The organism is Streptomyces sp. NPDC050528 (assembly GCF_044457795.1).
GTDB lineage: Bacteria > Actinomycetota > Actinomycetes > Streptomycetales > Streptomycetaceae > Streptomyces.
Window position 1 is genome coordinate 315,322 of record NZ_JBITHH010000002.1, and the last position, 22,503, is coordinate 337,824.

Sequence of the window (22,503 nt, forward strand, 5' to 3'; positions counted from 1 at the left end):
GCCCGTTGTCACACCCCCCCACCACCCCCAGGCACGCGATCTGTGCACACGACACCAGCGACAATGGAGGCCATGCGGTGCACACCCTGCCGCAGCAGCTGGCCAACGGGCTGCTCCTAGGCTCGATGTACGGGCTGATCGCCATCGGCTACACGATGGTGTACGGCATCGTCCAGCTCATCAACTTCGCGCACGGCGAGATCTTCATGACCGGGGCCTTCGGCGCCCTCACGGTCTACGCCTACATCCTGCCCGACGGCACCTCGATGGTGATCGCCGTACCACTGATGCTGATCGGCGGCGGTATCGTCTCCGTTCTCGTCGCGGTAGGGGCCGAGCGATTCGCCTACCGCCCCCTGCGGCAAGCACCACGACTGGCGCCCCTGATCACCGCCATCGGCCTCTCCCTGGCACTCCAGGAAGTCGTCCGCAACTTCTACCCCGGCGCCGACAAGGACCGCTCCTTCCCCAGCCTCGACGGCACCCACTCCCTGGGCTCGGTCACCATCACCGACGCCGACATCTTCCTGGTCATCGCCGCCGTCGTCTGCATGTCCGGCCTGGCCTGGTTCGTCCGCAAGAGCCGCACCGGCCGCGCCATGCAGGCCACCGCCCAGGACCCGGACACCTCCCAGCTCATGGGCATCGACACCAACCGCATCATCGTCATCGCCTTCGCGATCGGCGGTTTCTTCGCCGCGGTGGCCGCCGTCTCCTACGGCCTCAAGTACGGCAACATCGGCTACCGCATGGGCTTCCTGATGGGCCTCAAGGCCTTCACCGCGGCCGTCATGGGCGGCATCGGCAACATCTACGGCGCCATGCTCGGCGGAGTCGTCCTCGGCGTCGCCGAGACCCTCGCCTCCGCCTACATCAACCACATCCCCGGCATGCAGCAGCTCGGCGGATCCGGCTGGGCCAACGTCTGGGCCTTCTGTCTCCTCATCCTCGTACTGCTGTTCAGGCCACAAGGCCTGCTCGGCGAACGCGTCGCGGACAGGGCGTGATCACATGACCGAGACGACCGAGACCCCCCAGACCCCGGCCACCGCCCCCGCGGCACAGCGCGGCCTCATCCCGCTGCCCCTCGCGGCCGCCCGCGCCCTCCTCCTGGGCGGCGGCATCCTCACCGCCGCCTCCACCTTCCTGCGCTGGACCTGGACCTCCGACTTCCCCGGCGACCTCACCGTCAACGGCTACCCCGGCGGCCTCCAGGTCCTCACCCTCGTCGCAGGCCTCCTCACCACGCTCTTCGCCCTCTCCGCCTACGGCGTCCGAGGACTCGGCTGGCTCCGGCCCGCCGACAACAACGCACCCCTCGTCCTCACCGCCCTCGGCGGCTTCGCCGTCACCTGGTACACGGTCATCGCGATCGCGGCCGAACTCGGCGGCATCGTCAACTGGGAACCCGGCACCTACATCGCCGCCGTCGCCTCCCTGCTCCCCGTCATCGGCGCCCTCGCCCTCCCGCAGGACGCCACCGACACCACCAAGGAAGCACTCAAGGCGTACATCACCAAGGCCGACCGCGTCCCGGCCCCCCAGGCGACCGCCCCCTGGATACAGCGACTCGTCATCACGGTCGTCGCCGCCCTCGCCCTCACCGTCTTCGCCTACGGCATCGACGCCGAGGACGAACTCTTCGTCGGCTTCCTCATCGTCGTCGTCTTCACCGCCTGGGCCCTGCAGACCGCCGGCCTCTTCGACCGGTTCAGCCACCTCACGGCCAACAACCGCAGCTTCGCCCTCGCCATGGGCTTCGTCGCCGCGATCGGCTTCCCCTTCACCCAGACGAACGACCACTACGCCAACCTCGGCGTCAACATCCTGATCTTCGGCACCGTCGCCCTCGGCCTCAACATCGTCGTCGGCCTCGCCGGACTCCTCGACCTCGGCTACGTCGCCTTCCTCGGCGTCGGCGCCTACACGGCCGCCCTGGTCTCCGGCTCCGAGTTCTCGAAGTTCTCCGGCGTCCAGTTCCCCTTCTGGGCCGCCGCCCTCACCGGCGCAGCCGCATCACTGGTCTTCGGCGTCCTCATCGGCGCCCCGACGCTGCGCCTGCGCGGCGACTACCTGGCCATCGTGACGCTCGGCTTCGGAGAGATCTTCCGTATTGCCGTGAACAACATGGACGGCGTCTCGGGCCCGGACATCACCAACGGCCCGAACGGCATCCCGTCCATCCCCGACCTGTCGTTCTTCGGCTTCAACTTCGGTGACAGCCACGACATCGGCGGCTTCACCCTCGGCCGGTTCGCCAACTACTACCTGCTCATGGTCCTGATCATGGCGCTCGTCATCACGATCTACCGCCGCGCCTCCGACTCCCGCATCGGCCGATCCTGGATCGCCATCCGCGAGGACGAGACCGCCGCCACCGCCATGGGCATCAACGGCTTCCGCGTCAAGCTGATCGCCTTCGCCCTGGGCGCCACCCTCGCCGGCCTCGCGGGCACCGTCAGCGCCCACGTCACCTACAGCGTGGTGCCCAACCCGTACCAGTTCGCCGGAGCGGCCCCGCCCAACTCCGCGTTCCTCCTCGCCGCCGTCGTCCTCGGCGGCATGGGCACCGTCTCCGGACCCTTCCTCGGCGCCGCCCTGCTCTACCTGCTCCCGGAGAAGCTCGTCGCCCTCCAGGACAAGTCACTCCTCGCCTTCGGCATCGCGCTCATCCTCCTGATGCGCTTCCGCCCCGAAGGCATCATCCCCAACCGCCGACGCCAGCTGGAATTCCACGAGACCGGCCAACTCGACGTACCGGAGACCACGACCCTGACCGACGAACCGGCCATCACCAAGGCAGGGGCGTAGAGAGCCATGACGACACCTGTACTCGAAGCCCGTGACGTCACCATGCGCTTCGGCGGCCTCACCGCCGTCCGCTCCGTCGACTTCACGGTCAACGCCGGCGAGATCGTAGGCCTCATCGGCCCCAACGGCGCCGGCAAGACCACCTTCTTCAACTGCCTCACCGGCCTCTACGTCCCCACCGAGGGCACCGTCTCCTACAAGGGCACGGTGCTCCCGCCCAAGCCCCACCTGGTGACCAAGGCCGGCATCGCCCGCACCTTCCAGAACATCCGCCTGTTCTCCAACATGACGGTCCTGGAAAACGTCCTCGTAGGCCGCCACACCCGCACCAAGGAAGGCCTCTGGTCGGCCCTCCTCCGCGGCCCCGGCTTCAAGAAGGCCGAAAAGGCGAGCGAAGAACGCGCCATGGAACTCCTGGAGTTCATCGGCCTCGCCCACAAGCGCGACCACCTGGCCCGCAACCTCCCCTACGGCGAGCAGCGCAAGCTGGAGATCGCGCGGGCGCTGGCGTCCGAGCCCGGCCTCCTCCTGCTGGACGAGCCGACGGCCGGCATGAACCCGCAAGAGACGCGCGCCACCGAAGAGTTGGTCTTCGCCATCCGTGACAAGGGCATCGCCGTCCTCGTCATCGAGCACGACATGCGCTTCATCTTCAACCTCTGCGACCGCGTCGCCGTCCTCGTCCAGGGCGAAAAACTCGTCGAAGGCACCTCCGACGTCGTCCAGGCCGACGAACGCGTCGTAGCCGCCTACCTCGGCGAACCGTTCGAAGGCACCCCCGACGAAACGGCACCCACCGCCGAGACCACGGAAGCGGAGAGCACCACCAGCACCAAGGGAGAAGCCCAGTGACCGCACTGCTAGAGGTCGAGGACCTCAGGGTCTCCTACGGCAAGATCGAAGCCGTCAAGGGCATCTCCTTCAGCGTCGAAGCCGGCCAGGTCGTCACCCTCATCGGCACCAACGGCGCCGGCAAGACCACGACCCTGCGCACCCTCTCGGGCCTGCTGCAGCCCTCGGGCGGCAAGATCACCTTCGACGGCAAACCGCTCAACAACGTCCCCGCCCACAAGATCGTCGCCCTCGGCCTCGCGCACTCCCCCGAAGGCCGGCACATCTTCCCCCGCCTCACCATCGCGGAGAACCTCCAACTCGGCGCCTTCCTCCGCAAGGACAACGCGGGCATCGAGAAGGACATCCAGCGCGCCTACGACCTCTTCCCCATCCTCGGAGAACGTCAGAAGCAGGCGGCGGGCACGCTGTCCGGCGGCGAGCAGCAGATGCTGGCGATGGGCCGCGCCCTCATGTCCCAGCCGAAGCTCCTGATGCTCGACGAGCCCTCCATGGGCCTCTCCCCGATCATGATGCAGAAGATCCTGGCGACGATCGTGGAACTCAAGGCGTCCGGCACGACGATCCTCCTGGTCGAACAGAACGCCCAAGCGGCGTTGTCGCTGGCCGACCAGGGCCACGTCATGGAGGTCGGCAACATCGTCCTCTCCGGCACCGGCGAGGACCTCCTGCACGACGAGTCGGTACGGAAGGCGTACCTCGGCGAGGACTGAGGTCCCTGCCACCGTCTCCGTTTTCTACGACGAGGCCCGCGCCCCCAGCTTCGGGGGCGCGGGCCTCGTCGTACGTACTGCCGCGGGTGCCGTGGGTCGGCGTCAGCCCTTGGAGGACTTCTTCTCGTCCGCGTCCTGGATGACCGCCTCGGCGACCTGCTGCATCGACATCCGACGGTCCATCGACGTCTTCTGGATCCACCGGAACGCGGCCGGCTCCGACAGACCGTACTCGGTCTGCAGAATCGACTTCGCCCGGTCGACCAGCTTGCGGGTCTCCAGCCGCAGCGTGAGGTCGGCGACCTCCTGCTCCAGCTGCTTGAGCTCCGTGAACCGCGAGACGGCCATCTCGATCGCGGGTACGACGTCACTCTTGCTGAAGGGCTTCACCAGGTACGCCATCGCACCGGCGTCCCGGGCCCGCTCCACGAGGTCGCGCTGCGAGAAGGCGGTCAGCATCAGCACGGGCGCGATGCCCTCTTCGGCGATCTTCTCGGCGGCCGAGATACCGTCCAGCTTCGGCATCTTCACATCGAGGATCACCAGGTCGGGCTTGTGCTCACGGGCCAGCTCGACGGCCTGCTCACCATCACCGGCCTCACCGACGACGGTGTACCCCTCTTCTTCGAGCATCTCTTTGAGATCGAGCCGGATCAGGGCCTCGTCCTCGGCGATGACGACACGGGTCGTCAGCGGAGGCACGTGCGACTTGTCGTCGTCGGGCGCGTCTACGGGCTGGGGCGACTCGGGGGCGGTCACGGGGGCTCCTCGTTCAGGGCACGGGGGTAGTGCTGACAAGAGCCTACCTAGCTGCGATAAGGTGGGGGCACAGCGGGAGACCGCTGACCTTCTTATCGAAGGGGGCCCCGGTAGCCCAGCGGTAGAGGCCATGGATTCAAAACCCATCCAGCGTCGGTTCGAATCCGACTCGGGGCACTTTTCCTTCAAATCGAAGGCAGCCGTTTAAAGCGGAGGTTCACGTTCGCGTGAACCTCCGCTTTCTGCTGCGTGTCGCGACGATCACTCTCACAGAGTGTGCACATGTACGACATCAGCACACGCAAGCGAGCGCTCGCGCTGCTTGAACAAGGCCGCAGCCTGAACTCCGTAAGCCGTGAGACCGGCATCTCACGCGCCGCGATCCGCTCCTGGCAGGGACGCCTCGAACCCCTGCCCGGCATCACGACTCCGGCTCCCGGGCCACCCGCCGATCATCAGGCCTACGCCTACCTCCTGGGCCTCTATCTCGGCGACGGCTGCGTCAGCGCGCACCCGCGCGGCACCGGCCACTACCTCAGGATCGCGTGCGCCGACGCCTGGCCCGGGCTCATCCAACTGTGCCGTGAGGCCATAGCGAAGGTGCGCCCCGGCATCGGCGTCTTCGCACTCCAGAAGGAGGGCTACGCGATGGTGACCAGCTACTACCGACACTGGCCCCACCTCTTCCCCCAGCACGGCCCCGGCAAGAAACATGACCGCCGCATCGCCCTCGAACCCTGGCAGCAGGACATCGTCGACGCCCACCCCTGGGAGTTCATCCGGGGTCTCGTCCACTCCGACGGCTGCCGTATCACCAACTGGACGACTCGCGTCGTAGGCGGTGAGACGAAGCGCTACGAATACCCCCGGTACTTCTTCACCAACCTGTCCACGGACATCAGGCAGCTCTACACGGACACCCTCGACAAGGTCGGCGTCAGCTGGAAACAGGCGAACGCCCACAACATCTCCGTCGCCCGCAAAGCCTCAGTCGCCCTCATGGACACCCACTTAGGTCCCAAACACTGACCCCGCACCCCTGAACAGACGAGGTTTCTACATGTACGGCGCCCAGCTCCCCCTGCGGATGCTCAACTCCGGTCTCACCGCGCGCGAAATCACGGAGGGAGTTCCAACTGCCGCCCGTGCTCGCGGAGGTGTGGGTGAACCGGGGTTATTACGGGTCCATCAGCCAAAGCGTTGGACGATCCGGAATCCGCCCTGTCGAAAGCCCGCGCATTCGTCCGTGACGGCGGTCTCCGTTTCGCCGCCACTCTTCTCAACGATTGTGTATTCGCGTAGCCAGATCAGAGGAAACCCTGGGAACTCCTCGCCCAGGTCTGCAAAAAGCTGGCGTAAGCGACGGAGAACGCCGTCTGGCGGACCTTCTATCTCACTGACCACGTTGTTCTCCGTGATCGTGACTCCTGCGGCGAACGTCTCAATTGTCACGCCGTAGACGCTACTTGGGGCTGTCGTCCTCGCCGACGTGGTGGACGCGGACGAGGTTCGTCGAGCCGGCGACTCCGGGGGGCGAGCCCGCCGTGATGACGACGATGTCGCCCTTCTGGCAGCGGCCGTACTTGAGGAGGAGTTCGTCGACCTGGTCGACCATCGCGTCGGTGGAGTCGACGTGCGGGCCGAGGATGGTCTCCACGCCCCAGGTGAGGTTCAGTTGGGAGCGGGTGGCCGGGTCGGGGGTGAAGGCCATGACCGGGATCGGGGAGCGGTAGCGGGAGAGGCGGCGGACGGTGTCGCCGGACTGGGTGAAGGCGACGAGGAACTTCGCGCCGAGGAAGTCGCCCATCTCGGCGGCCGCTCGGGCGACCGCGCCGCCCTGGGTGCGGGGCTTGTTGCGTTCGGTCAGCGGCGGGAGGCCCTTGGCGAGGATGTCCTCCTCGGCCGCTTCGACGATGCGGGACATGGTGGTGACGGTGGCGATGGGGTACTTGCCGACGCTGGTCTCGCCGGAGAGCATCACCGCGTCCGTGCCGTCGATCACGGCGTTCGCCACATCGCTGGCCTCGGCGCGCGTGGGGCGGGAGTTCTCGATCATCGAGTCGAGCATCTGCGTGGCGACGATGACCGGTTTGGCGTTGCGCTTGGCGAGTTTGATGGCGCGCTTCTGGACGATCGGGACCTGTTCGAGGGGCATTTCGACGCCGAGGTCGCCGCGGGCGACCATGATGCCGTCGAAGGCGGCGACGATGTCGTCGATGGCCTCGACCGCCTGGGGTTTTTCGACCTTGGCGATGACGGGGAGGCGGTGGCCTTCCTCGTCCATGATGCGGTGGACGTCGTCGATGTCCTTGCCGCTGCGGACGAAGGAGAGGGCGATGACGTCGAAGCCGGTGCGCAGGGCCCAGCGGAGGTCGGCCTCGTCCTTGTCGGAGAGGGCCGGGACGGACACGGCGACTCCGGGGAGGTTCAGGCCTTTGTGGTCGGAGACCATGCCGCCTTCGACGACCTTGGTGTGGACGCGGGGGCCGTCGACGGCGGTGACTTCGAGGCAGACCTTGCCGTCGTCGACGAGGATGCGCTCACCCGGGATCACGTCTGCGGCAAGGCCGGCGTACGTCGTTCCGCAGGTCTGGCGGTCGCCTTCGGCGCCTTCTTCGACGGTGATGGTGAAGGTGTCTCCGCGTTCAAGGAGTACGGGTCCTTCGGTGAAGCGGCCGAGTCGGATCTTCGGACCTTGAAGGTCGGCGAGCATTCCGACGCTGCGGCCGGTCTCCTCGGAGGCCTTTCGGACGCGCTGGTAGCGCTCCTCGTGTTCGGCGTGGGTGCCGTGGCTGAGGTTGAAGCGGGCTACGTCCATTCCGGCTTCGACCAGGGCTTTGATCTGGTCGTACGAGTCGGTGGCGGGGCCCAATGTACAGACGATTTTTGCTCGGCGCATAGTTTGAGCCTAGGCCTTACCGACGGGTAGGGAATTGGCCGTGCATGACTACTCAACAACCTTTGGGTGAAGGGTTATTGACAAGGCTTGAATGTGCGGCGGGGTGCTCCAATGAGCGTTCGAATCACCGAATTGCGGTTGCCTATGAAAGGCGCATGTCAAAGGCGCGGGGGTGCCATCGTGAAGCGTGCGTTGACCTGGGCGTAGACGTGTTGCCGTTGGGGTTCGAGGTCGAGGGGGGCTGCGGTGGTGTCCTCGCCTCCGCCGGCGGCAAAGGACATGGAGCGCATACGGCCCTGGGGGGCGCCGTAGGTCTGGGCGTTCTCGGCGCCGATGTCGGCAAGTTCGACGAGGGCGGCGAGGGTGGTGCCGAGTGCTTCGGCGTATTCGCGGGCGCGTTGGACGGCTTCGCGGACGGCTTGTTGGCGGGCCTGGCGGTGGACGGGTGAGTCGGGGCGCAGGGCCCACCAGGGGCCGTCGACGCGGGTGAGGTCGAGGTCGGCGAGGCGGGTGGTGAGTTCGCCGAGGGCGGTGAAGTCGACGAGTTCGGCGGTGATGTTGACGCGGCCGTGGTAGCGGTGGACGCGTTCGCCGCGGCCGTGTTTGGTGAGTTCGGGGGTGATGGAGAAGCCGCCGGTCTCCAGGCGTTCGACTGCTTCGCCGTAGCTTTTGACGAGGTCGAGGACGGTGGCGTTGCGGCGGGTGAGGTCGTCGAGGGCGGTGCGGCGGTCGGTGCCGCGGGCGGCGACGGTGATGCCGATGCGGGCGATCTCGGGGTCGACTTCGAGGCGGGCCTCGCCGCGGACCGCGATGCGGGGGGCGTCGGGAGTGCCGTAGGGGACGGGGGGTTGGGGTTCGTCTGTGGGCGTGGTCATGCGTCCCACTGTGTCATTCACCGGTGGGTCACAGCTTGTGGTGGTCATCAGATCGAAACCTGCGGGGGCTGTTGCGCCAGGTAAGAAACAGGTCAGAATCTACGCGCGTTGTTGACCGTTTCCCGAGGAGATCCAGACATGCCCTTGAACCGCCGGAAGTTCCTGAAGAAGTCCGCCGTGACGGGCGCGGGGGTGGCGCTGGCCGGTACGGCGGCGGCTCCGGCGGCGCAGGCCGCGGAGAGGAAGAAGCCGGGCAAGCCCGCGAAGCGGTACTCGCTGACGGTGATGGGCACGACCGACCTGCACGGGCATGTCTTCAACTGGGACTACTTCAAGGACGCGGAGTACGCGGACGCGGCGGGCAACGCGATGGGTCTTGCGCGGGTGTCGACCCTCGTGAATCAGATCCGTCAGGAGAAGGGCCGTCGCAACACGCTGCTGCTGGACGCGGGCGACACGATCCAGGGCACTCCGCTGACGTACTACTTCGCGAAGGTGGACCCGATCACCGCCAAGGGCGGTCCTGTGCATCCGATGGCGCAGGCGATGAACGCGATCGGGTACGACGCGGCGGCGCTGGGCAACCACGAGTTCAACTACGGCATCGAGACGCTGCGCAAGTTCGAGGACCAGTGCCGCTTCCCGCTGCTCGGGGCGAACGCGCTGGACGCGAAGACACTGAAGCCCGCCTTCCCTCCCTACTTCATCAAGACGTTCCGGGTGCCGGGTGCGCCGCCGGTGAAGGTGGCGGTGCTCGGGCTGACGAACCCGGGTATCGCGATCTGGGACAAGGCGTATGTGCAGGGGAAGTTGACGTTCCCGGGGCTTGAGGAGCAGGCGGCGAAGTGGGTGCCGAAGCTGCGGTCGATGGGGGCGGATGTCGTCGTCGTGTCGGCGCACTCCGGGTCGTCGGGGACGTCGTCGTACGGTGATCAGCTGCCGTACGTGGAGAACTCGGCGGCGCTGGTCGCGCAGAAGGTGCCCGGCATCGACGCGATTCTCGTGGGCCACGCGCACGTGGAGATCCCGGAGTTGAAGGTCACGAACACGGCGACGGGCAAGACGGTCGTGCTGTCCGAACCGCTGTGCTACGCCGAGCGGTTGAGCGTGTTCGACTTCAACCTGGTGTTCGAGAAGGGGCGTTGGAGCGTCGAGTCGGTGGCGGCCTCGCTGCGGAACGCGAAGACGGTCGCGGACGATCCGAAGATCACGCGGTTGCTGAAGGACGAGCACGCGCTGGTCGTGGAGTACGTCAACCAGGTGGTCGGTACGGCGACGGCGACGCTGACGACGGTCGAGGCGCGGTACAAGGACGCGCCGATCATCGACCTGATCACCAAGGTCCAGGAGGACGTGGTGAAGGCGGCGTTGGTGGGGACGGCGTACGCGTCGCTGCCGGTGATCGCGCAGGCGTCCCCGTTCTCTCGGACGTCTCAGATCCCGGCGGGCAATGTGACGATCCGGGATCTGTCGGGTCTGTACGTGTACGACAACACGCTGGTGGCGAAGCTGCTGACGGGTGCTCAGGTGCGGGCGTATCTGGAGTACTCGGCGGAGTACTTCGTGCAGACGGCCGCCGACGCGGTCGTCGACACGGAGAAGTTGACGAACGCGGGTGGCCGCCCGGACTACAACTACGACTACGTGTCGGGGTTCTCGTACGACATCGACATCGCGCAGGCGGCGGGTTCGCGGATCAAGAACCTGACGTACAACGGTGCGGCGTTGGACGACGCGCAGCAGTTCGTGCTGGCGGTGAACAACTACCGGGCGAACGGCGGTGGTGCGTTCCCGCATGTGGCGTCGGCGACCGAGGTGTGGTCGGAGTCGACGGAGATCCGGACGCGGATCGCGGAGTGGGTGACCGCGAAGGGTGTGCTGGATCCGAAGGACTTCGCCTCGGTGGACTGGAAGTTGACGCGGAACGGGACGCCGGTGTTCTAGAGGTCGAGCAGGGTGGTGTCGATGGCGTCGGCGATGGCTTTCGCGCCGGCGTCGTTGACGTGGAGGCCGTCGCCGGCGTTGAACTCGGCCCGGATGCGGGTGGGTTGAGCCGGGTCGGCGACGGCGGCGGCGATGTCCACGACGGCGTCGAAGGGCTGGTCCGGGCCGAGGAGCCAGTCGTTGACGCGGCGGCGGGTGGCCTGGCCCTGTGGGGTGTCTACGCCGTCGTAGATGGCGCCTTCGTAGGGTCCGAGGGTGCCGGCGACGGCGATGAGTCCGGCGGTGTGGAGGCGGTCGGCGAGGGCGGTGAAGCCCGCGATGAGGTCCTCGGCGGTGGGGGCGCCGGTGGGGGGTTCGGGGAAGGACTGGGCGCCGGGCAGGCCGATGTCGTTGAGGCCGACGTGGATCAGGACGTGGCTGACGCCGGGCACGTCGAGGACGTCGTGTTCGAGTCGGCCCAGGAGGTGTTCGCCGGCCTCGTCGGTGAGGAGCCGGTTGCCGGAGATGCCCTGGTTGACGATCCAGCCGTGGGCGAGGCGGCGGCCGAGCTGGGCGGGGAAGCTGTTGTCGGCGCCGGGGGTGGTGGCCGCGCCCTCGACCCATGAGTCCCCGACGGCGACGGCGATACGGGTGCCGGCGGGCGCGAGGACGTCGGCGCCGAGAAGGAGGTGACTGGTCGTCAACTCTTCCGCGTCGTCGAGGACTTCGGCGGCGAGCTGGTTGCCGGGGACGGCGTGTCCGGTGTCGTGGGCGACGGCGGAGTAGGTGGTCGGTCCGGTGTCGCCCGGCAGATAGAGGCTGAGGACGAGTTCCTCGCCCGCGTGCGCGGGCCGTTCCACGGGGTCGCTGAGGAGTTCTTCGCCGGCCGGGATCGTGGTGGTCGGGGCGCCGGAGAAGGTCAGCGGGGTGTCGGTGGCGGGGTCGATGCCGCTGCCCCGGGTGCGGGTGGCGAGGTGGGCGCCGCCGATGTCCAGGGGTTCCTTGCCGTAGCGGTTGCTGAGCCTGATGCGGAGTGCGTCACCTCCTCCGGCCAGGCGCAGGGACTGCCGTACGGTCTGGTCGGTGAAGGCGCGGGGTTCGAAGAGGTGGAAGTCCTCGTGGGGGCTGAGGACGGCGGAGCGGTGGGCTGCGATCCACGTCGATGTCATGGCGGGCCCAACGCTTCCGCCGTCGGGCGTCTTCCTGCCCTTGCGCGTTTTTTACTCTCCGCTTCCGCTCTCCGCTTCCTACCGTCCCTCGACGAGCGGGGTGAGGGTGCGGGTGGCCTGGCGGGCCGTCGGGATCTGGGCCTGGGGGTCAAGTCCGAACGTGGTGAAGGCGGTTCGGCCGGGGAGGGGGTAAGGCTCCTTGCCGGTGAGGGAGTTGAGGATGGTGGCGCTGCGCCAGGCGGCGAGGCCGAGGTCGGGGGCGCCGACGCCGTGGGTGTGGAGTTCGGCGTTCTGGACGTAGACCTGGCAGCCGGAGCCGGTGACGGACGGGTCGAGGACGAGCCTGAACTGGTCGTCGATACGCGGGCGTTCGGCGCTGTCGCGGCGCAGGTAGGGGTCGAGTCCGGCGAGGATGCGGCCGAGGGGGCGTTCGCGGTAGCCGGTGGCGAGGACGACGGCGTCGGTGGTGAGGCGGGAGCGGGTGTTCTGCTGGAGGTGTTCCAGGTGGAGTTCGACCTTGGTGGTCGCGATCCGGCCGGCGGTGCGGACGCGGACGCCGGGGGTGAGGACGGCGTCGGGCCAACCGCCGTGCAGGGTACGGCGGTAGAGCTCGTCGTGGATGGCGGCGATGGTGTCGGCGTCGATGCCCTTGTGGAGCTGCCACTGCGAGGTGACGAGGCGGTCGCGGACGGGTTCGGCGAGGGCGTGGAAGTAGCGGGTGTAGTCGGGGGTGAAGTGCTCCAGGCCGAGCTTGGAGTACTCCATGGGCGCGAACGCCTCGCTGCGGCCGATCCAGTGGAGTTTCTCGTGGCCTGCGGGGCGGTTGCGGAGCAGGTCGAGGAAGACCTCGGCGCCGGTCTGTCCCGAGCCGATGACGGTGATGTGGTCGGCGGCGAGAAACGTTTCGCGGTGGGCCAGGTAGTCGGCGGCGTGGATGACGGGGACGCCGGGGGCCTCGACGAGAGGCTTGAGCGGGTCGGGGACGTAGGGGGCGGTGCCGACGCCGAGAACGATGTTCTTGGTGTACGTCCGCCCGAGCGCTTCCGCCTCGCCGTCGCTGTCGAGCTGGGTGAAGTCGACCTCGAACACGTCGCGTTCGGGGTTGAAGCGGACGGCGTCGACCTGGTGGCCGAAGTGGAGTCCGGGGAGGCTGTCGGCGACCCAGCGGCAGTAGGCGTCGTACTCGGCGCGCTGGATGTGGAAGCGCTCGGCGAAGTAGAAGGGGTAGAGGCGGTCGCGGGCCTTGAGGTAGTTGAGGAAGGACCAGGGGCTGGCGGGGTCGGCGAGGGTCACCAGGTCGGCCAGGAACGGGACTTGGACGGTGGCGCCGTCGATGAGCAGGCCGGGGTGCCAGTCGAAGCCGGGGCGTTGCTCGTAGAAGGCGGTGTCGAGTTCGGTGAGCGGGTGGGCGAGGGCGGCCAGCGAGAGGTTGAACGGTCCGATGCCGATGCCGACCAGGTCGCGGGGTGAATCGGGTTCGGGGCGTGGGGGGTTGGGGGTCTGGGGGTGACCCGTCGGGGGGTGGCTCATCGGGGGGTGTTTCCTTCCACGAGTTTCAGGAGGGCGGCCAGGTCGTCGGGCCGGGTGTGGGGGTTGAGGAGGGTGGCCTTGAGCCAGAGCCGGCCGTCGAGCGCGGCCCGGCCGAGGACGGCCCGTCCGTCGTGGAGGAGTTGGCGGCGTACGGCGGCCACGGCGTCGTCGGTGGCGTCGGCGGGCCGGAACAGGACGGTGCTGATGACGGGTGGGGCGTAGAGCTCGAAGCGGGGATGGTCGCGGATCATGGCGGCGAACTCCCGTGCGCGGGCGCAGACTTGGTCGACGAGGGTGCCGAGTCCGGTGCGGCCGAGGATTTTCAGGGTGACGGCGAGTTTGAGGACGTCGGGGCCTCGGGTGGTGCGCATCGAGCGGCCGAGGAGGTCGGGCAGGCCGGCTTCGGTGTCGTCGTCGGCGTTGAGGTAGTCGGCGCGCTGGGTGAGGGCGGCGAGGTCGCGGGGGTGGCGTACGGCGAGGAGGCCGGCGGCGACGGGCTGCCAGCCGAGTTTGTGCAGGTCGAGGGTGACGGTGTGGGCGCGGTCGAGGCCGGCGAGTTTGTCGCGGTGGCGGTCGCTGAAGACGAGGCCTCCGCCGTAGGCGGCGTCGATGTGGAGGCGGGCGCCGTGGGCGGCGCACAGGCCGGCGATCTCGGGGAGCGGGTCGATGAGTCCGGCGTCGGTGGTGCCCGCGGTGGCGGCGACCAGGACGGAGCCGCGGGCGCCGGGGAGTGCGGTGAGGGCGGCGTCCAGGGCGGCGGGGTCGAGGGTGCCGGTGGGTGCGGGGACGACGACGGGGTCGGGCAGGCCGAGGAGCCAGGCGGCGCGGGGCAGGGAGTGGTGGGCGTTGCCTCCGCAGACCAACTGGACGCTGCCGCCCTGGGCTTCGCGGGCGAGGAGCAGGGCGAGTTGGTTGGCTTCGGTGCCGCCGGTGGTGACCAGGGCGTCGGCGAGGCCGATCTCGTGGGCGAGGGTGCGGGTGACGAGGGCTTCGAGGGCGGAGGCGGCGGGGGCCTGGTCCCAGGAGTCCAGCGAGGGGTTGAGCGCGCTGACGGCGAGGTCGGCCGCGGCGGCGACGGCGAGGGGCGGGCAGTGCAGGTGGGCCGCGCACAGCGGGTCGGCGGGGTCGGCGGCGCCTTCCGCCAGCGCGTGCACGAGGGTGCGGAGGGCGTCGGGGTCGCCGTCGTCGGGAAGTACGTCTCCTACGGCGTCCCTGAGCCGGGCGGCGACGGCGTCGGGGCCGCCTGCCGGGAACGGGCCGCCGCGGGCCCTGCGTCCCGTGCCGAGTGCGTCGAGGACGGTGTCGAGCAACGGCCGCAGGGCGTCGGGGCCTTCGGCGCCTGAGGCGAGGGGCGCGTTGCTCATGGGCTGTCCTCCGGGGCGCGGGGCAGGGGGAGTTCCAGCTTGGACCTGGTTGGGTCGACGCGCCCGGGGAGAACAACGATCAGAACCCGAAAGGGGGTACTGCCGTACGGGGAGAACGTGTTGGGGGTCAGGCCGTGAAGTCGTCCGCGTGGTCCTTCGCCCAGGTGGCGAACGTGCGGGCCGGAGTGCCGGTGATTTCCTCCACCGTGGTGGTGATCTCCGGTGTGGTGCCGACGCTCGCGGCGAAGCCGCGCAGGAGGCCGCGGAGCATCTCCGGAGGTACGTGCGGGAAGAGTTCCGTGCCGGCCGTGTCGGCCGGGATCTCGGTGAAGCGCAGGTCGCGGCCGAGGGCGTGGCCGATCGCGGTGATCTGCTGGGCCGTGGTGACCGGTTCGGGGCCGGTGAGGCGGTGGGCGGCACCTTCGTGGCCGCCGTCGAGGAGGGTGCGTTCGGCGACGGCGGCGATGTCGTCCTCGTGGATGGGAGCAGCCACGGCGTCGGCGTAGACGCCGCGCACGGTGTCGCCGGCGCGGATCTGCGGCGCCCACTGGAAGGCGTTCGTCGCGAACGCGTTGGGGCGCAGGAAGGTCCACTCCAGGCCGCTGTCGCGGACCTGTTGTTCGGCCTTCTCGTGCCAGACGTAGATGGGGTGGCTGGTCTCGGCGCCCTCGCGGACGATTCCGGAGGAGAGCATGACGACGTGGCGGACGCCGGCCGTGCGGGCCGCGTCGAGCAGTGCCGGAGTGGTGTCGCCGGTGGCCTGGAGGTTCAGGAAGAGGTGGGTCGCGCCCTCGAACAGGGCCGAGGGGGCGTCGAGTTGGTGCCGGACCACCTCCGCCTGGTCCGGCAGTCCGGCCCGTCGCGGGTCACGGGTGAGTGCCCGCACGGGCCGGCCCGCGGCGGTGAGCCGTTCCACTAACGCCCGGCCGACGTTGCCGGTCGCGCCTGTCACTACGATCACGGGTCCTCCTGGGCTGATCGTCTCTGTCGGCGTCGAGCCTAGGAAGGACGATCAGCCCGCCGCATCGTCGGCGGGGACGAGGCGTGCCGGTGACGGCGTAGGGCCCGGGTCCTACACCTCCCGTACCCGCAACGCCCGCTCCAGGTCGTCGAGTTGGTCGACGAGCTTGCGGCGCAGGGCCGGGGTGAGGTCGGCGTCGCGGAGACACTCCTCGCCCAAGCGCAGGGTTTCGGGGTCGACGGCGTGGGTGGGGAAGGCCCAGCGGCCGGCGGCGTCGGCCATGGCGGGGCCTCGGCGGGTGGCGAGGGCTGCCGCGTCGGTGAAGTAGCGGGGGACGTACTCCCGTACCAGGTCGGCCTGTTCGGGTTGCCAGAAGCCCTGGGCGGTGGCGGTGAAGAGGTAGTTGGAGAGGTCGTCGGTGGTGAACATCGCCTCCCAGGCCTTGTGTTTGGCCTCGGGGTCGGGGAGGGCTGCCCGGCAGCGGGCGGCGCCCTCCTGGCCGGTGGCGGAGGGGTCGCGTTCCAGTTCGGCGGCGATGGCGGCTTCGTCGGTGGCGCCGAGGACTGCCAGGCGGGACAGGACGCGCCAGCGGAGTTCGGGGTCCAGCTCCGGGCCGCCGGGGACGGTGCCTTCGGTGAGCCAGGCGGCGATGGTGTCGGGGTGGGCGGCCACGTCGATGAGGTGGCGTACGGCGATGAGGCGCAGGCCGGGGTTGGAGCCGTCCTCGGTGCGGCGGATGAGGTCGCGGCACAGGGCGGTGAGGGTGGCGAGGGCGACCGGGCGGGCCTCGGGGGTGAGGTAGCGGTCGGTGATCTGGGCGGAGGCGAAGGCGAGGACGCCCTGGACGAGGGCGAGGTCCGTCTCGTGCGGGAGGTGGGCGCGGGCGGCGTCCAGGTAGGCGGAGGCGGGGAGTTGGCCGTCGCGGACGGTGTCGCGCAGGGCGTTCCAGACGACCGCGCGGGTGAGCGGTTCGGGGAGGCCGGAGAGGCTGGTGCGGACCGTTTCGAGGGATTCGGCGTCGAAGCGGATCTTGGCGTAGGTGAAGTCGCCGTCGTTGAGGACGACGAGGGCGGGGCGTGGGCCCATGGTGCTGGTGAGGCTGCCGCCGGGGGTGGTGGCGAGGTCCTTCTCCATGCGGCCGCGCAGGGTCAGGCGGCTCGCGTCGTGGAGGTCGCGGTCGTAGAGGCCGATGGTGATGCGGTGCGGGCGGCTGCCGCCGGACGGTACGAGGGTGTTGAGGTGGGTGAGTCCGTCGTGGTCCAGGGAGGGGTCGCGCTTGAACCAGACTCCGGGGCTGCCCTGGTGGTGGATGTCGAGGTGCCACCATCCGTCCTCGGCCCGGACTTCGGGCGTGAGGGTGTCCACGCCCGTCGTGCGCAGCCACGCGTCGGCCCAGGCGTGGACGTCGCGTTCGGTGCCGGAGGCGAGGGAGTCGATGAAGTCGGCGAGGGTGGCGTTGCCGAACTTGTGGCGGGCGAAGTGGGTGTTGATGCCGGCGAGGAAGTCCTTCTCGCCGAGCCAGGCCACCAACTGCCGTAGTGCGGAAGCCCCCTTGGCGTACGAGATGCCGTCGAAGTTGAGGAGGGCGGAGGCGGTGTCGTCGACGTTCTCCGGGGCGACGGGGTGGGTGGAGGGGCGCTGGTCGGCGTCGTAGCCCCAGGCCTTGCGGACGACGCCGAAGTCGGTCCAGGTGTCGGTGAAGCGGGTGGCCTCGGTGAGTGTCTGGTAGCCCATGTACTCGGCGAAGGACTCGTTCAGCCAGATGTCGTCCCACCACTGGAGGGTGACCAGGTCGCCGAACCACATGTGGGCCATCTCGTGGGCGATGACCATGCCGCGGGTCTGCCGCTCGGTGTCGGTGACGGCGGAGCGGTAGATGAACTCGTCGCGGAAGGTGACCAGGCCCGGGTTCTCCATGGCGCCCGCGTTGAACTCGGGGACGAAGGCCTGGTCGTAGGAGTCGAAGGGGTAGGGCTCCTCGAACTTCTCGTGGTAGCGGTCGTAGCACTGGCGGGTGATGTCGAGGATCTCCTCGGCGTCCGCGTCGAGGTGGGGGGCCAGGGAGCGGCGGCAGTGGATGCCGAAGGGCAGGCCGCGGTGTTCGGTGCGCACCGAGTGCCAGGGGCCGGCGGCGACGGCGACGAGGTAGGTGGAGATGAGGGGGGTGGGGGCGGCCTGCCAGCGGCCTTCGCCGAGGTGTTCGGTGATGCCGTTGGCGAGGACGGTCCAGCCTTCGGGGGCCGTGACGGTGAGGGCGAAGACGGACTTGAGGTCGGGCTGGTCGAAGGCGGCGAAGACGCGCTGGACGTCCTCCATGAAGAGCTGGGTGTAGAGGTAGGTCTCGCCGTCGGTGGGGTCGGTGAAGCGGTGCATGCCCTCGCCGGTGCGGGAGTAGCGCATGCTCGCGTCGACGCGCAGTTCGTGCTCGCCGGCGGTGAGGCCGGGCAGCGGGAGCCGGTTCTCGACGAGGTGTTCGGGGTCGAGGGGGCGGCCGTCGAGGGTGACGGAGCGCAGCTCGGCGGGCTTGAGTTCGACGAAGGTGTCCGCGTCGGCACGAGCGGTGAACGCGATGACGGTGCGGGAGTCGAAGGTGTCTTCGCCCGTCGTCAGATCGAGTTCGATCGTGTAGCGGTGGACGTCGAGGAGCCTGGCACGGGTCTGCGCTTCGTCGCGCGTCAGTACGGACATGCTGAACATGCTGCCTGATGGCACTGACATGGCACAGAGGTGGCCGGTGAGCGGACACCGAGGCGGTCCGGTACGCGGCTTATGTTCGGTCTAGGTGCGGTCGGGTGCGGGGGTGCCGCTCTGGGCGTCGCGCTGGTAGGGCACGCGCGCGTCCGGGTGGGGCAGGGCGGGGCGGGGTTCGTGCGGGTCCTTGAGGAGGGCGCGGAGTTCGCGGACCTCGCGTTCGAGGGCCTGGTGGCGCTGGTGGGCGTCGTAGAGGTAGCGGACCTTGGTGCGCAGGGCCCAGGGGTCGACGGGTTTCATGACGAGGTCGGCGACGCCGAGGGTGAAGGCGGCGGCGGTCGTCTCGGGGTCGGGGCCGAAGCCGGTGAGGAGGAGGACGGGGATGTGCTGGGTCTGCTCCAGGCGGCGCAGGTAGCGGACGACGTCGAGGCCGCTGACGCCGGGCATGCGCACGTCGAGCAGGAGGAGGCCGACCTGGCCGCGCAGCACCTGCTTGAGCGCCTCGTCGCCGCTGGTGGCGCGGGCGAGCCGGTGGCCCAGTGGGGCGAGGGCGCTCTCCAGGGCGTACAGGGTGTCCTCATGGTCGTCGACGATGAGGATCTTGGCATCCGACGGCATGGCCCGACGTCCCTCCCGCGTGGGACAACCAGCTTATGACGCAGGCGCTGACGGGGTGTGCCCGCCGGCTGACGAGGAGTGCACAGCGCAGCATGGCCCCGAACTCGCCCCGCTGTCACGCCCCTTGCGGGAGCGGCGAGGTCAGTTCGCCGTGGGTGAACCGCCGTTCACGGCGTCCTCGGCGATGCGCTCGTGGTGGCGGATCACCTCGCCGATGATGAAATTCAGGAACTTCTCAGCGAACGCCGGGTCCAGTTTGGCGCTTTCGGCCAGGGCGCGGAGGCGTTCGATCTGGCGGGCCTCGCGGGCCGGGTCGGCGGGCGGCAGCCGGTGGGTGGCCTTGAGGACGCCGACCTGCTGGGTGGCCTTGAAGCGTTCGGCGAGCATGTGGACGACGGCGGCGTCGATGTTGTCGATGCTGTCGCGCAGCCGGGCGAGCTCCTCGCGCACGGCGGGGTCGACGTCACCGGTTCCGTTGATGCTGGTGGTCATGGGCGACCACCCTACGTGGCGTGCGGGCACTCGATCATCGGGCCCTGTGCGGCCCGCGCCCACTCGCTGACCGGACCTACGTGGCGTGCGGCCACTCGATGACCGGTGGGTCGGCCGGATCGGGTACCTGGTCGCTCCAGCCGCCGGGGACGGTGCGGCCCTGCTGGGCGCGGAAGCGGACCGGGGGCATGCCGACGCGGCGGGTGAACAGGCGGCTGAAATAGGCGGGGTCGTCGTAGCCGACGCGGCGGGCGACGGCGGCGACGGGGAGTTCGGTGGCCGCGAGGAGTTCCTTGGCGCGGCCCAGGCGGATGCCGAGGAGGTAGTCCTTGGGGCTGCATCCGGCGCCCTGGCGGACGGCGGCGCGCAGGGCGGCGGGGGTCATGCCGTGCCGGGCCGCGTGGTCGGCGACGGTCAGCGGCAGGCAGGCGTCGCGGGCGAGCGCCTGGAGGACGGGGTCGCCGTCGGGGGCGAGGTCGGCGCGGGCGCGGCGCAGGGCGACCAGGAGTTCGTGGACGGCGGCGCCGGTCTCCACCTCCAGGAGGGGGTTGCCGCGCCGTGCGGCGCGCGCCATGCGCCCGATGACCGCGCGGGGACCGGCCGCGTCGGAGAGGGGCACCACGGGCCGTTCCGGCTCGATGTAGCCGAGTTCGGTGTACGTCGTCGTCGCGGGCCCGGTGAAGTCGACGAACCCCTCGTCCCAGCCGCCACCGGGATCGGGCGCGTAGTGGTGCGGGACGCCCGGGGTGAGCCACAGGAGCGCGGGCGCGGTGACGGCCGTACGGCGGCCGTCGGGGGTGAGGTACCAGCCGCCGCCGGCGCTGATGACGACGGCGACGTGGTGGTCGAGGGTGCGGGGGCCGACGGTGGGCAGGGCGCCGTACTGGAGACCGACGCCGAGGCAGGCGAGGCCGAGGCGGTGGTGGGCGGGTGTGGGCGTGAAGAACCGCATCCAGGTGTGGTACATCGGCGCCCGCGCCCCCTCACACAGTGTTCGGTCCAAGTAGCGGTGATCTTTGTCCATGGACGTGATCGGCGCCAAGGGGAGAGAGTCGTCGGTATGAGTGAGTTCACCGTGGGCGACAGGGACTTTCTGCTGGACGGGCGGCCTGTGCGGCTGCTGTCCGGGGCACTGCACTACTTCCGGGTGCACGAGGCGAGCTGGGGGCACCGGCTGGCGATGCTGCGGGCGATGGGCCTCAACTGCGTGGAGACGTACGTCCCGTGGAACCTGCACGAGCCGGCGCCGGGGGATGTGAGGGACGTCCAGGCCCTTGGCCGGTTCCTGGACGCGGCGCGGGAGGCGGGTCTGTGGGCGATCGTGCGCCCGGGGCCGTACATCTGCGCGGAGTGGGAGAACGGCGGGCTGCCGCACTGGCTGACCGGCGAACTGGGGGCACGCGCGCGTACGCGTGACGCACGCTTCCTGGGTCACCTGGAGCGCTGGTTCCGGCAGCTGCTGCCGGAGGTGGTGTCCCGCCAACTCGACCGCGGCGGCCCGGTGATCATGGTGCAGATCGAGAACGAGTACGGCAGCTACGGCTCCGACGCGGTGTATCTGCGGCGCGTGGAGGAGTTGTTGCGGGACCAGGGGGTCACGGTTCCGCTGTTCACGTCGGACGGTCCCGAGGACTTCATGCTGAGCGGCGGCTCGGTCCCCGGTGTGCTCGCGACGGTGAATTTCGGGTCCCACGCGCGCGTGGCCTTCGAGACGCTGCGCCGGCAGCAGCCCGAAGGGCCGTTGATGTGCATGGAGTTCTGGTGCGGCTGGTTCGACCACTGGGGCGGCGAGCACGTCGTCCGCGATGCCCAGGACGCGGCGGCCGCACTGCGCGAGATCCTGGAGTGCGGCGCGTCGGTCAACCTCTACATGGCGCACGGCGGCACCAACTTCGCCGGCTGGGCGGGCGCCAACCGGGGCGGCGGCGCCCTGCACGAGGGCCCGCTGGAGCCCGATGTGACGTCGTACGACTACGACGCGCCGATCGACGAGTACGGGCGCCCCACGGACAAGTTCTGGGCCTTCCGCGAGGTGCTGGCCGCGTACGCGGACGGGCCGCTGCCCGAACTCCCGCCCGCGCCAAGCGTGTTGGGCGACCCGGCCGAGGTGCGCCTGACGGGCTGGGCGTCCCTGGCCGACGTACTGGAGGCACGCGGCGGGCCGGAGACGGCGGGTCCGGTGCCGCCGACCTTCGAGGAACTGGACGTCGACCGCGGAATCGTCCGCTACGAAGTGACCGTTCCGGGACCGCGCGCCCCGTATCCGCTGATCGCGCGCGGGCTGCGGGACCTGGCTGTGGTGTACGTCGACGGGGAGCGGACCGGGGTCCTCATGGAGGGCGACGAGCAGCTCAAGGAGCCCGTCGCCGGGCACGCGCGTGTGCAGCTGTGGGTGGAGTCCCTGGGGAGGGTCAATTACGGGCCCCGGCTCGGGGAGGCGAAGGGCATCACCGGAGGACTGCTGCACGAGCGGCAGTATCTGCACGACGTACGCGCGCGTGGGCTGCGGTTGGACGCGCTGGACTCGTTGGACGACATCGGGGCGGTGCCGTTGCGGGAGTTGCCGGCGGACGACTCCCCCGGGCTGTATCGCGGCAGCGCAGAGGTGCGCGGCGCGGGGGACGCCGTGCTCGAACTGCCGGGCTGGACACGGGGGTTCGTGTGGGTCAACGGGTTCAATCTGGGGCGGTACTGGTCGGCGGGGCCGCAACGGGAGTTGTACGTCCCCGGTGCCGTCCTGCGCGAGGGCGTGAACGAGGTGTGGGTGCTGGAGCTCCAGGAGGCGCAGGTTCTCTCGGAGTCGGCCCTCACGCTGCGCGGCCTCTGAAGGGTCATCGGGTGAAGGG

The 22,503-nt window shown here is 69.5% G+C and carries 19 protein-coding genes and 1 tRNA gene; 8 read left to right on the top strand and 12 right to left on the bottom strand.

The genetic code is table 11. The annotated features are described in order from the left end of the window. Positions 1 to 77 precede the first annotated feature (77 nt). Genes ACIBK4_RS08795 through ACIBK4_RS08810 form a run of 4 tightly spaced genes read left to right on the top strand, consistent with a single transcriptional unit; the run spans position 78 to position 4,376 of the window. The gene (locus ACIBK4_RS08795) at positions 78 to 1,007 is read left to right on the top strand and encodes a branched-chain amino acid ABC transporter permease (RefSeq protein WP_398993496.1); all 930 of its coding nucleotides are present in this window, start codon (positions 78 to 80) and stop codon (positions 1,005 to 1,007) included. Positions 1,008 to 1,011: 4 nt separating this feature from the next. Next, the gene (locus tag ACIBK4_RS08800) at positions 1,012 to 2,811 is read left to right on the top strand and encodes a branched-chain amino acid ABC transporter permease (RefSeq protein WP_398993498.1); all 1,800 of its coding nucleotides are present in this window, start codon (positions 1,012 to 1,014) and stop codon (positions 2,809 to 2,811) included. A 6-nt stretch (positions 2,812 to 2,817) separates the two neighbouring features. Then, entirely contained in the window at positions 2,818 to 3,663 is an 846-nt protein-coding gene (locus tag ACIBK4_RS08805; protein WP_398993500.1) for an ABC transporter ATP-binding protein, read from the top strand. Further along, positions 3,660 to 4,376, top strand: a complete 717-nt coding sequence (locus ACIBK4_RS08810; RefSeq protein WP_398993502.1) for an ABC transporter ATP-binding protein — start codon at positions 3,660 to 3,662, stop codon at positions 4,374 to 4,376. Before ACIBK4_RS08805 ends, ACIBK4_RS08810 begins: the two co-directional genes overlap by 4 nt. Before the next feature lie 102 nt (positions 4,377 to 4,478). Here ACIBK4_RS08810 and ACIBK4_RS08815 read toward each other — a convergent pair whose 3' ends face one another. Continuing rightward, complete coding sequence (locus ACIBK4_RS08815; RefSeq protein ID WP_019062225.1) at positions 4,479 to 5,135, bottom strand: ANTAR domain-containing response regulator; 657 nt, start codon at positions 5,133 to 5,135, stop codon at positions 4,479 to 4,481. 104 nt (positions 5,136 to 5,239) lie between these two features. Here ACIBK4_RS08815 and ACIBK4_RS08820 point away from each other — a divergent pair. Together ACIBK4_RS08820 and ACIBK4_RS08825 are read left to right on the top strand one after the other, a co-directional pair. After that, a tRNA-Leu gene (locus ACIBK4_RS08820) sits at positions 5,240 to 5,312 on the top strand. 105 nt (positions 5,313 to 5,417) lie between these two features. After that, on the top strand, positions 5,418 to 6,164 hold the full coding sequence (locus ACIBK4_RS08825; protein WP_398993504.1) for a helix-turn-helix domain-containing protein: 747 nt from the start codon (positions 5,418 to 5,420) through the stop codon (positions 6,162 to 6,164). A gap of 159 nt (positions 6,165 to 6,323) precedes the next feature. Here ACIBK4_RS08825 and ACIBK4_RS08830 read toward each other — a convergent pair whose 3' ends face one another. The 3 genes from ACIBK4_RS08830 to ACIBK4_RS08840 form a co-directional block, all read right to left on the bottom strand. Beyond that, entirely contained in the window at positions 6,324 to 6,587 is a 264-nt protein-coding gene (locus ACIBK4_RS08830) for a hypothetical protein (protein ID WP_398993506.1), read from the bottom strand. Positions 6,588 to 6,597: 10 nt separating this feature from the next. Next, positions 6,598 to 8,034: a pyruvate kinase gene (pyk, locus tag ACIBK4_RS08835; RefSeq protein ID WP_398993508.1), complete on the bottom strand. Its 1,437-nt coding sequence runs from the start codon at positions 8,032 to 8,034 to the stop codon at positions 6,598 to 6,600. A 158-nt stretch (positions 8,035 to 8,192) separates the two neighbouring features. Then, complete coding sequence (locus tag ACIBK4_RS08840) at positions 8,193 to 8,909, bottom strand: SIMPL domain-containing protein (RefSeq protein WP_398993510.1); 717 nt, start codon at positions 8,907 to 8,909, stop codon at positions 8,193 to 8,195. 138 nt (positions 8,910 to 9,047) lie between these two features. On the opposite strand from ACIBK4_RS08840, the gene ACIBK4_RS08845 reads away from it, so the two are divergent. Then, positions 9,048 to 10,853 (top strand): bifunctional metallophosphatase/5'-nucleotidase, encoded by a 1,806-nt coding sequence (locus ACIBK4_RS08845; RefSeq protein WP_398993512.1) that lies wholly within the window; start codon positions 9,048 to 9,050, stop codon positions 10,851 to 10,853. Here ACIBK4_RS08845 and ACIBK4_RS08850 read toward each other — a convergent pair. From ACIBK4_RS08850 to ACIBK4_RS08885, 8 genes are all read right to left on the bottom strand, one after another. After that, on the bottom strand, positions 10,850 to 12,001 hold the full coding sequence (locus ACIBK4_RS08850) for a GDSL-type esterase/lipase family protein (protein ID WP_398993514.1): 1,152 nt from the start codon (positions 11,999 to 12,001) through the stop codon (positions 10,850 to 10,852). The genes ACIBK4_RS08845 and ACIBK4_RS08850 overlap by 4 nt on opposite strands. Positions 12,002 to 12,079: 78 nt before the next feature. Then, entirely contained in the window at positions 12,080 to 13,531 is a 1,452-nt protein-coding gene (locus ACIBK4_RS08855; RefSeq protein WP_398993515.1) for a lysine N(6)-hydroxylase/L-ornithine N(5)-oxygenase family protein, read from the bottom strand. Then, positions 13,528 to 14,895 (bottom strand): pyridoxal phosphate-dependent decarboxylase family protein, encoded by a 1,368-nt coding sequence (locus ACIBK4_RS08860; protein ID WP_398993517.1) that lies wholly within the window; start codon positions 14,893 to 14,895, stop codon positions 13,528 to 13,530. The genes ACIBK4_RS08855 and ACIBK4_RS08860 overlap by 4 nt, the downstream gene beginning before the upstream one ends. 127 nt (positions 14,896 to 15,022) lie before the next feature. Then, the gene (locus ACIBK4_RS08865) at positions 15,023 to 15,856 is read right to left on the bottom strand and encodes an NAD(P)H-binding protein (RefSeq protein ID WP_398993519.1); all 834 of its coding nucleotides are present in this window, start codon (positions 15,854 to 15,856) and stop codon (positions 15,023 to 15,025) included. A gap of 111 nt (positions 15,857 to 15,967) precedes the next feature. Next, the gene (gene pepN, locus ACIBK4_RS08870; RefSeq protein ID WP_398993521.1) at positions 15,968 to 18,544 is read right to left on the bottom strand and encodes an aminopeptidase N; all 2,577 of its coding nucleotides are present in this window, start codon (positions 18,542 to 18,544) and stop codon (positions 15,968 to 15,970) included. A 90-nt stretch (positions 18,545 to 18,634) separates the two neighbouring features. After that, positions 18,635 to 19,165 (bottom strand): two-component system response regulator, encoded by a 531-nt coding sequence (locus ACIBK4_RS08875; RefSeq protein ID WP_398993523.1) that lies wholly within the window; start codon positions 19,163 to 19,165, stop codon positions 18,635 to 18,637. 141 nt (positions 19,166 to 19,306) lie between these two features. Further along, positions 19,307 to 19,657 (bottom strand): chorismate mutase, encoded by a 351-nt coding sequence (locus ACIBK4_RS08880; RefSeq protein ID WP_398993525.1) that lies wholly within the window; start codon positions 19,655 to 19,657, stop codon positions 19,307 to 19,309. Between the two features lie 76 nt (positions 19,658 to 19,733). Beyond that, positions 19,734 to 20,624 (bottom strand): helix-turn-helix domain-containing protein, encoded by an 891-nt coding sequence (locus tag ACIBK4_RS08885; RefSeq protein WP_398993527.1) that lies wholly within the window; start codon positions 20,622 to 20,624, stop codon positions 19,734 to 19,736. 93 nt (positions 20,625 to 20,717) lie between these two features. On the opposite strand from ACIBK4_RS08885, the gene ACIBK4_RS08890 reads away from it, so the two are divergent. Beyond that, positions 20,718 to 22,484: a beta-galactosidase family protein gene (locus ACIBK4_RS08890; RefSeq protein WP_398993529.1), complete on the top strand. Its 1,767-nt coding sequence runs from the start codon at positions 20,718 to 20,720 to the stop codon at positions 22,482 to 22,484. The last annotated feature ends 19 nt before the right edge of the window (positions 22,485 to 22,503 follow it).

Coding starts and splice junctions, on each gene's coding strand:
- ACIBK4_RS08880 (WP_398993525.1), bottom strand. CDS start 19,657: ATGACCACCAGCATCAACGGAACCGGTGACGTCGACCCCGCCGTGCGC.
- ACIBK4_RS08825 (WP_398993504.1), top strand. CDS start 5,418: ATGTACGACATCAGCACACGCAAGCGAGCGCTCGCGCTGCTTGAACAA.
- ACIBK4_RS08860 (WP_398993517.1), bottom strand. CDS start 14,895: ATGAGCAACGCGCCCCTCGCCTCAGGCGCCGAAGGCCCCGACGCCCTG.
- ACIBK4_RS08840 (WP_398993510.1), bottom strand. CDS start 8,909: ATGACCACGCCCACAGACGAACCCCAACCCCCCGTCCCCTACGGCACT.
- ACIBK4_RS08845 (WP_398993512.1), top strand. CDS start 9,048: ATGCCCTTGAACCGCCGGAAGTTCCTGAAGAAGTCCGCCGTGACGGGC.
- pepN (WP_398993521.1), bottom strand. CDS start 18,544: ATGTCCGTACTGACGCGCGACGAAGCGCAGACCCGTGCCAGGCTCCTC.
- ACIBK4_RS08855 (WP_398993515.1), bottom strand. CDS start 13,531: ATGAGCCACCCCCCGACGGGTCACCCCCAGACCCCCAACCCCCCACGC.
- ACIBK4_RS08800 (WP_398993498.1), top strand. CDS start 1,012: ATGACCGAGACGACCGAGACCCCCCAGACCCCGGCCACCGCCCCCGCG.
- ACIBK4_RS08885 (WP_398993527.1), bottom strand. CDS start 20,624: ATGTACCACACCTGGATGCGGTTCTTCACGCCCACACCCGCCCACCAC.
- ACIBK4_RS08875 (WP_398993523.1), bottom strand. CDS start 19,165: ATGCCGTCGGATGCCAAGATCCTCATCGTCGACGACCATGAGGACACC.
- pyk (WP_398993508.1), bottom strand. CDS start 8,034: ATGCGCCGAGCAAAAATCGTCTGTACATTGGGCCCCGCCACCGACTCG.
- ACIBK4_RS08850 (WP_398993514.1), bottom strand. CDS start 12,001: ATGACATCGACGTGGATCGCAGCCCACCGCTCCGCCGTCCTCAGCCCC.
- ACIBK4_RS08890 (WP_398993529.1), top strand. CDS start 20,718: ATGAGTGAGTTCACCGTGGGCGACAGGGACTTTCTGCTGGACGGGCGG.
- ACIBK4_RS08805 (WP_398993500.1), top strand. CDS start 2,818: ATGACGACACCTGTACTCGAAGCCCGTGACGTCACCATGCGCTTCGGC.